The organism is Niabella terrae (assembly GCF_054783135.1).
Map to the genome: position 1 here is coordinate 1 of NZ_BAAGRD010000028.1, position 8,094 is coordinate 8,094.

An 8,094-nucleotide genomic window follows, 5' to 3' on the forward strand; every position below is an offset into this window, starting at 1 on the left:
AGGAATAAGAATCATCGGGGCGGAACTCTCCGATTACACGGGCAGAGCCTTAAATAAGACTTCTGAAAAGAAGCTCGGGGGCGTTGAAGTCCGAAGCCCATTGGTCTTTAGCCAATGGGTAGTTCACGCTGTACTTTCAAAGCTAATCAGAAATGGCCAAGTTGCATATCTTCTAACGGTCTGATATACTTATATTAACCTCGTTTTAAAAAAAATAAGATTTTTAAAAAATAGTTTTGGACTAATTAAGGATTGCATATATATTTGCACTCCCAAAAGCGGAAAGGATCGGTAGTTCAGTTGGTTAGAATGCCGCCCTGTCACGGCGGAGGTCGCGGGTTCGAGTCCCGTCCGGTCCGCTTTTTAAAACCCTAAAATATTGATTTTCAATGTTTTAGGGTTTTTTCTTGGGTGGTTATGGGGGTGGGTAAATGTAACAACCCTGTAGGCTATGGTTCCGACCGGCAGGGGCTGGCATTGAAATACGAGTTCTATAACAGCATCCTTCAGAATTATAAGAAAGGAACCACTTCGGCAGAAAAATTTTCGCTGGCTTATGTAAAACATGAGATGGCGAAAATAAAAGCTGTTTTGGAACCAACTGCGTTAAGACGGTTGTTATATAACCGTCCCATGAATGCGGTGTGCAATTTCATGAATGGTAATAATCTTAGGTATTGCGAATTGAATCGCTAAACGCAAACCATACAAAAAGAAATACTGTTTGCCCATATTTGGAAACATTAAAAGCCAGCATGAAAAGTGCAGGCTTTTCCCTTAATATAGACAATACACTGGAAAGGATGCTGAAACAAAATTTTCCGTCTTTCCATCTTCGTTATGCTGATCCGTTGCATCAAAAAGATACAGACTTTACCATCCATTTTAAAAAAATACCCGGATCCGATTTGTATTACTTGCAAAAGTTCGATGCTGCATCTCATCCATCGTTAAAGGCAGTATTGAAAAACGATCCAGCAACAGTTCGCAAAACATTTTCCCTAGATGATAAAATGCTGTTTTCTGCCACCGAAGCTGCCAGCCTGGTAAATGGTAATGATGTATGCAAAATGGTGGAAGGTAAAGAGCAATGGGTATCGCTGAATACAACAAAAGGATATAACCAGGAAAATGAACACGACCAGGTAAAGTTCAACTTAGACCGGGCACTGGAGCAGCTACCCATTTTAGAAATGAACGACCCCACAAAAGCGATCCGCTTAATAGAATCGCTCAAAACCGGCGTTGATAAAGAAGTAACATTACAAATAGACAGTCACCGGATTAAAGCAGTGATTGCAGCAGCACCGCATCAAAAAACGGTGCTGCTTACCGATAAAAATGGGCAATACCTGGATATAGATAAGCTGATGAAAAAAGGCATGTCGGATATGACGCGGAAGCTATCCGTCGTTTCAGAAGCGCAGGGTGAGGATATGGTGATTGATATAGATCAGCGGAGGAATGGGGTGAGGCGGTAATAAAATCAAAAAATTGATTATCAATAAATAACTAAACCATATTTTGGCACTTTTTGCAAAAAGTGCTGTTTTACAGTGCTTTGTCAGGCTAAACAACCGCTAGGGAAAAATTGCCTTTATTAAAGCGTAATTATTCTGTATATTTGTTAAGAAAATATTCTATTATGAATACGATTAAGAATTCTCTCTTTCATCAATATGAAAAGGAACTGTCAAATCCGATAGCAATGGTTATGAAAGCAGCTGAAGGATTGACTATATCTGTATTTGATGAGATCATGCGTATTTCTGCTCTCAATAAAAACCAGTTGGCTGCGTTCCTTGACGCTACACCTAAAACAATCAATAATTACCGGATACGGCGCCATAAATTAGGACGCATCGAAAGCGAACAACTTTTACAGTTAATGGCGCTTTACAAAAAAGGGCAGGAAATTTTTGGAAATTCGGAAGACTTTAATCAATGGCTGAAACAGCCCGCTACTGGATTGGGTGGAATTGTACCATTTGATCTGCTCTATACGCAGGGGGGGATTAGTCTGGTGATGGAAGAATTAATCAGGATTGAATACGGCGCGCTGGCATGATCACTTATTGTATTACACTGGCAAAATGGGCGGGACATCTAACAGCGTCTGGTCGCGCCGCCCGCTGGAACAGCAATGGGCATTTTATGCTCTATACGGCCAGCACGAGGGCATTAGCCTGTTTAGAAAACATGGTTCACAGACGAAGCGTTGGTGCAGATGATCTTTTCCGGGTTACATTAATAGAAATACCGGACAATGTAAAAGTAGAAAAAATTAATAAAAAGAAATTACCGGCCAATTGGCAGGAATATATCAATTACACTTCGTGTCAGGCTATTGGAGATGCGTGGTTAAAAGAGAACAAGACTGTGGTGGTGCAAGTACCTTCCGCTATTATTACTGAAGAATATAATTTTCTGATCAATCCTCAACATTCCGATTTTAGTCGGATAAAGGTACAAGCTATTGAGAAGTTTACGTTCGACGAACGATTGTTAAAATAAGGCAATAATGCTTTTAACTTAATTTCCCAAAGTAGCATGTTTCTACAGGACTTTTAAAATCAAATCTTTGCCAATTTTTTGAAATATTGGCGTATTTTAGAAAAGATAAATTTACGTTTTAAAAAGAGAAATTAGGGCATAATCAAGATGCGGAAACTGATGTGAATGATTTTTTTATAAACCGGAAAATGCAGCATACAAAGCCATTGTTGAAAAAACGAAAAGTTTCCTTAAAGGATTTTATTCAACTTTTGGATTGGAACTTCTCTCAACGCTTGATTTTATTATTGTTGATAAAAAGCGAATACAGTCGAAGATATTACCAGCCAGTTTAAACAATGGATGTCACTCCTGTCGTGCTTTATTGAGTTTTGGAATAGGCGTTGTAAATATAAATAAGCCTTACAGGTAGACTCTACTCCAATTGCACAGCGTTTACTAATTCTATCACAGCAGCGTTTACTAAAATTATCACAAGTATATAGGTTAGTAATGAAAGAATGGGGGCCATTCCTGATAAATATTGTAATGCTGGATTGCGAACAGATCTCTGCTATAGTCCACTGCGAGGGCAACAGACTGATTCCCAAAATTCTTACACGATATATTTTCGATGTAGTTAGATCTTGCAATTCTTCTGATCTTGACCGGTAATCATTAAATCATACTCTATTGTGATTTTAGGCCATTCCTATTCAATATTTATTTGCAAAAAATGATAAATCACATTATAATGAGATTTTTATCCTATAAATTGCGGCAATTCGGAGTAATTAGTTTTCTCATTGCAGTTTAATTTAATCCGGAATGGAATTTTAGTGCATCAAATTTACTAAATGTCTCGCTTTATTACCACTGTGTGAGCAATCCAATATCAATTCAGCAGTTACTTTTACTTTCTTCATTTTGGGTTTGGTTTGTATCGGCAATATTCGTAACTCAAACGAGTTGTTATGCAACATCCAACCCTTTTTTGGTGTTCATTACACTAGCATTTCTTAAGTGTGCATTTTCCGACACCGTTAATTTATAGGGCCGGTTAAGCGCCTCATGCGAAATTTTAAAACGGGCGGCCAACTTGCGGATCACTTGTTTTGAAAGCCCCTTTTTATAGTTCAGGATATCCGAAATATATCCTTTGCTCATATTTAAAACGGGCGCCAGGTCTTTGGCCTTAAGATCATGTTCTTTCATAAGAGATTGCAGAAGTTGTATCGGGTCTAACTCTTCAAAAGTGTTATGCACCTCATCCCATTTTTCAATAAGTAGGGTAAGCAACGCAATTTCATCTTTTGTATCCCGGCCTTTACTGCCGGAAAACAACAATTGCTCCAATGCATTACAATAATACCTGTACTGGGTTTTACTGGTAATTACTTTATATTTTAATGCTGCCATAATTACTTTTCTTTAATAGTCGCTTCTTGTGTATTGTTCATCATTTGCACATAACTTGTCATACTGCGCATGTGTGCCAATCCAGCAAATGAATAAATGCAATTGTTTATCACCAAAAGCATATTTGCCAATCATCCTGTATTAATTACCACCAATATCAAATACCACTCTATTGCTGCCATTGCCCAGCAAATCAGCACTGGGAAATGTGGTTGAAATATCCGCCGGATTGTCCCAATCTCCATACTTTACTTTTATAAGCCATTCTGCAAATGAGGCCCTGCTTTGGGCATTGTATCTTACAAAATCCCCTATGGTTTCTTTTCTTATCAGGTGAACTTTCATAGCAAAATTGCGTTTTTTTATTTAAAAGTTCACATTTGGAGAACTTTTGAATACTGCAGGCTAACTGGTTGAAATAGTAACACTACTAAAATACTTAGTTTTATTGAAATGAGAAAATGATGTCACTCTTTTGGAATAACAATGGTCACTTTATGCCTTATTCCGCTAGTACGAGGGCATTGGCCTCCTTGGAGAATATGTTACGGCGCAGCATTGGTCAGGATGAAGTTTTTAGGGTCACAAGTACCTTCGGCTATTATTACTGAGGAATAAAATTTCCTGCTTAGCCACTAGCATCCGGATTTCACGAAAATCAAGGTTCATCGTGTGGAAAAATTTTCGTTTGATGAAAGGTTGATAAAGTAAAGCCACTAGTCTTTTTAGCTTTATTATTTAATTGAGTAATTTTCCAAAAAAGAATAAAAGCCCCCGGCTAAGTACGCAGCATCTACTGCTATTTTGACCTTTCCGATCGAAACTGGCAAGATGATAATATTTGGCGTAAAGATTTTTAAGAATATATGCTGGAGAAAATTTGGAGAGGAATCCCAGGTTGTCTGGCGGTAAGTGCAGACGCAATAAAGCCATCGTTAACAGCATCCTTACAACGTCCGGTTTCGGCACATCACATTTTACCCTCTATTGCTGATTAGATGCCAGATCAGAATTATAATTCCGATTGCTCTTCTGTTGAACCTAATGCAGGGTTCTTTGAGCGTTAAAAGAAATATAATTCTGTTTTACCTAATATTTCGTCCATAAATTAGTACTTTTGTCCTAAAATAGGAAATATAATTCTGATGAATATTGCAGAGATAGGATCACTGTTTAAAAAAAGGAGGGAGTTTCTCAGCCTGAAGCAGGATGATCTTGCGGAAATGAGTGGCATTACCACCCGGACCATTAATATTGTAGAAACTGGTGCAGGCAACCCTTCACTCAAAACGCTGGAAAAGCTGGCCTTGGTCCTAGGGTTGGAAGTACTGGTACAAATAAAAAAAACTAATTAACGATTATGGCGCAGGGTGCGGTATATTATAATGGCGTATTAGCAGGCTATCTTAAAAAGCTCGCACCGGATGACTATCGCTTTACCTACACAGATGCATATATGGATGCGTCTTTTATGCCTTCCATTAGCCTTACGCTGCCCAAAACACAGCGGGAGCACCAAAGCCCTGTACTGTTTTCTTTTTTTTCAGGATTATTATCTGAAGGAATTAATAAAGACATACAATGCCGCCTGCTCAAAATTGATGAAGAGGACGATTTTACCAGGCTGTTAAAAACAGCCGGCGATGATACCATTGGCGCGATAACCGTTAAAGAAGCAAATGATTAGCTATGTGCCCGGGATGTTATAAAATAAACGTGGACGGGTATTGTGTACAATGCCGCAAGAAATTGTTCGACGGCGCTAAAGTGTCGCCGCAATTAGGATTTGAGGCGCCTGCCTTTGATAATCTTGCAGAATATCAGCAAAAGTCCAAACGGCTGTCCATATCAGGCGTGCAGCTAAAATATTCCCTGCGGTTAGAGGGCAAAGAGCTAAAGCTGGTTGAAACCGGTGGGCAATACATTATAAAGCCAATACCTCCAGGCACATTGCTTCAGCACCCGGCAATAGCGCCGGAAAATGAGCACCTGACCATGCAGATTGCCGAACAGGTATTTGGAGTAAAGACTGCCACTAATGCGCTCATCTATTTTAAAGACGGGGTCCCGGCATACATTACCCGTCGGTTTGATGTGACGCCAGACGGCAAAAAGTACCTCCAGGAAGATATGGCGCAGCTAAGTGGGCGAAATAAACATACGGCAAAACCCGGAGAGGTTTTTAAATATAACGGCACTTACGAAGAAATAGGCGCACTCATAAAACGATATGTTGCAGCATATCCGCTGGCACTTGAGCAGCTATTTAAACTGGTACTGTTCAACTATATTTTCTCCAATGGAGATGCTCATTTGAAGAACTTTTCATTGATAGAAACGGTTATGGGAGACCATACGCTTTCACCCGCCTACGACCTTATGTGTACTCAGCTGCACGTACCTATTGAAAGCGATTTGGCACTTGATCTTTACGACGGTTGCTATTATAGTAAATTTTATGGTAGCTACGGTTTTTTTGGTCAGTCTGATTTCAACGTATTTGCTGAGAAACTGGGCTTACGACCCATACGGGTACAGCGCCTGCTGACACAGATGTTAAGTGGAAGAAAGGGAGTCATCACCATGATCGGAAATTCGTTTTTGCCCGCCGACCAAAAACAGGCATTTCTGGATAAATACGAAGAAAGGTTGCACCGCTTGGGTATGTCGTAACAAATGTGTTTCGTTTAAATGATGCAAACAAATTATTTAAGGCCGCGTTTGCTGGAGATAGATTAAGTATTTAACCAGCATACCTCGTGCCGTCCCGTTACTTTTTTGTTTTATTCCAGGAAATATCCTTAACCTGTAAAGCCTTATGCATAGCTATAATCCCCCCCAGGTCGAATCCGCGTATGGATATTGAATCGGATTTGAATCCGATCTTTAAGCAATATTTTAAACTTCTATGTTTGCAATAATTACAGGAGACATTGTTAACTCCAGAAAAGAAACGTCCATAAAATGGCAGTCCAGCTTAAAAGGTATTTTAAACAAATACGGGCGAACACCGAAGGATTGGGAATTATATCGCGGCGATAGATTTCAGTTGAAGGTCGATCCCCCGCTTGCTTTTCTAACCGCTATCCACATCAAAACCGGTATCAGACAAATATCGGGTCTTGATGTCCGTATGGCCATAGGAATTGGCACAATCGACACGCTCTCCAAAAAAATAACTGAATCAACGGGGGATGCCTTTACGCGGTCCGGAGAAAGTTTTGATGTCATTAAAAAACAGATGTTACTGATAGCTACCGGAAATGAAGCGTTGGATGAAACTTTAAATCTAATGACCAGCCTTGCACTTTTAACGGCCAATAACTGGAGCCCGACAGAAGCCCTGGCAATTCTGACCAGTATAGAAAATCCGGAAAAAACGCAGAGCGAAATAGCTGCTGTATTGCAGAAATCACAAAGTAGTGTCAGCGAAGCATTGAAAAGGAGCGGATTTGATGAAATAAGTAAACTGAATGAATATTATCAGAAAAAGATCGCTGCTTTATGATAACACTAGTTCTGAAGTTAATCCTCGCGCACCTCATCGGAGATTTCATACTCCAGCCCATTAGTGTCCGGTAAAAAATAAAGTTAGATCTTTGAAACTCTTGATGGATAAAGGTTTGGTCGAAATTTAGCGCGGTGACGATTTGAAATGCCTGATTTCATAACTTTCTGAAAATCAGAAGATTTATGAATCAGGGCAAATATGTATTCTCTCAGGCAGTTACCTTTTTGCCTGCCAGGATATTTGATCGTTGTGCTCGCAAATACGAAGGCGATAAATGGGTTAAACATTTTACATGTTGGAATCAACTTCTCTGTATGATGTTTGGCCAATTAAGTAATCGCGATAGCCTTCGAGATTTGCTAATTTGCATAAACGCACATCAGCCAAAGCACTATCATTTAGGATTCGGAAAACGCGTATGCCGATCTACTCTTGCTGAGGCGAATGAAAAATGGGACTATCGCATCTTTGAGCTATTTGCATACGAGATGATTTCGGAAGCGCGTAAAAGCTGCCTACCCGATAGCGATTTTAGTTTCTCTGTGCAGGGAAATGTATATGCTTTTGACAGTACCGTAGTAGATTTATGCCTAAATGTATTTTGGTGGGCTACTTTTAGAAGAGCAAAAGCAGCTATCAAATTGCACACGTTGTTCGATGTTAAAACTTCC

The 8,094-nt window shown here is 39.6% G+C and carries 10 protein-coding genes and 1 tRNA gene; 9 read left to right on the top strand and 2 right to left on the bottom strand.

Features of this window, described 5'->3' with window-relative positions:
- Positions 1-285 precede the first annotated feature (285 nt).
- From ACYVI9_RS15160 to ACYVI9_RS15175, 4 genes are all read left to right on the top strand, one after another.
- A tRNA-Asp gene (locus tag ACYVI9_RS15160) sits at positions 286-359 on the top strand.
- Between the two features lie 318 nt (positions 360-677).
- Complete coding sequence (locus ACYVI9_RS15165) at positions 678-1,481, top strand: hypothetical protein (RefSeq protein ID WP_460766013.1); 804 nt, start codon at positions 678-680, stop codon at positions 1,479-1,481.
- Positions 1,482-1,645: 164 nt separating this feature from the next.
- On the top strand, positions 1,646-2,068 hold the full coding sequence (parS, locus tag ACYVI9_RS15170) for a type II RES/Xre toxin-antitoxin system antitoxin (RefSeq protein ID WP_460766016.1): 423 nt from the start codon (positions 1,646-1,648) through the stop codon (positions 2,066-2,068).
- On the top strand, positions 2,065-2,514 hold the full coding sequence (locus tag ACYVI9_RS15175; protein ID WP_460766019.1) for an RES family NAD+ phosphorylase: 450 nt from the start codon (positions 2,065-2,067) through the stop codon (positions 2,512-2,514). The genes parS and ACYVI9_RS15175 overlap by 4 nt, the downstream gene beginning before the upstream one ends.
- 951 nt (positions 2,515-3,465) lie before the next feature.
- Here the strand turns inward: ACYVI9_RS15175 and ACYVI9_RS15180 are convergent.
- Positions 3,466-3,849 (bottom strand): helix-turn-helix domain-containing protein, encoded by a 384-nt coding sequence (locus ACYVI9_RS15180; RefSeq protein ID WP_460766021.1) that lies wholly within the window; start codon positions 3,847-3,849, stop codon positions 3,466-3,468.
- 204 nt (positions 3,850-4,053) lie between these two features.
- The gene (locus ACYVI9_RS15185; RefSeq protein ID WP_460766024.1) at positions 4,054-4,257 is read right to left on the bottom strand and encodes a type II toxin-antitoxin system HigB family toxin; all 204 of its coding nucleotides are present in this window, start codon (positions 4,255-4,257) and stop codon (positions 4,054-4,056) included.
- Positions 4,258-5,057: 800 nt separating this feature from the next.
- On the opposite strand from ACYVI9_RS15185, the gene ACYVI9_RS15190 reads away from it, so the two are divergent.
- From ACYVI9_RS15190 to ACYVI9_RS15210, 5 genes are all read left to right on the top strand, one after another.
- Positions 5,058-5,267: a helix-turn-helix transcriptional regulator gene (locus ACYVI9_RS15190; RefSeq protein ID WP_460766027.1), complete on the top strand. Its 210-nt coding sequence runs from the start codon at positions 5,058-5,060 to the stop codon at positions 5,265-5,267.
- Positions 5,268-5,272: 5 nt separating this feature from the next.
- The gene (locus ACYVI9_RS15195; RefSeq protein ID WP_460766030.1) at positions 5,273-5,599 is read left to right on the top strand and encodes a HipA N-terminal domain-containing protein; all 327 of its coding nucleotides are present in this window, start codon (positions 5,273-5,275) and stop codon (positions 5,597-5,599) included.
- Positions 5,600-5,628: 29 nt separating this feature from the next.
- A complete protein-coding gene (locus ACYVI9_RS15200) occupies positions 5,629-6,585 on the top strand; it encodes a HipA domain-containing protein (protein WP_460766033.1) in 957 nt (318 codons plus the stop codon).
- Positions 6,586-6,820: 235 nt separating this feature from the next.
- Complete coding sequence (locus ACYVI9_RS15205) at positions 6,821-7,420, top strand: hypothetical protein (protein ID WP_460766036.1); 600 nt, start codon at positions 6,821-6,823, stop codon at positions 7,418-7,420.
- A 185-nt stretch (positions 7,421-7,605) separates the two neighbouring features.
- The coding region (locus tag ACYVI9_RS15210) for a DUF4372 domain-containing protein (protein WP_460766040.1) at positions 7,606-8,094 on the top strand (489 nt) is incomplete at its 3' end.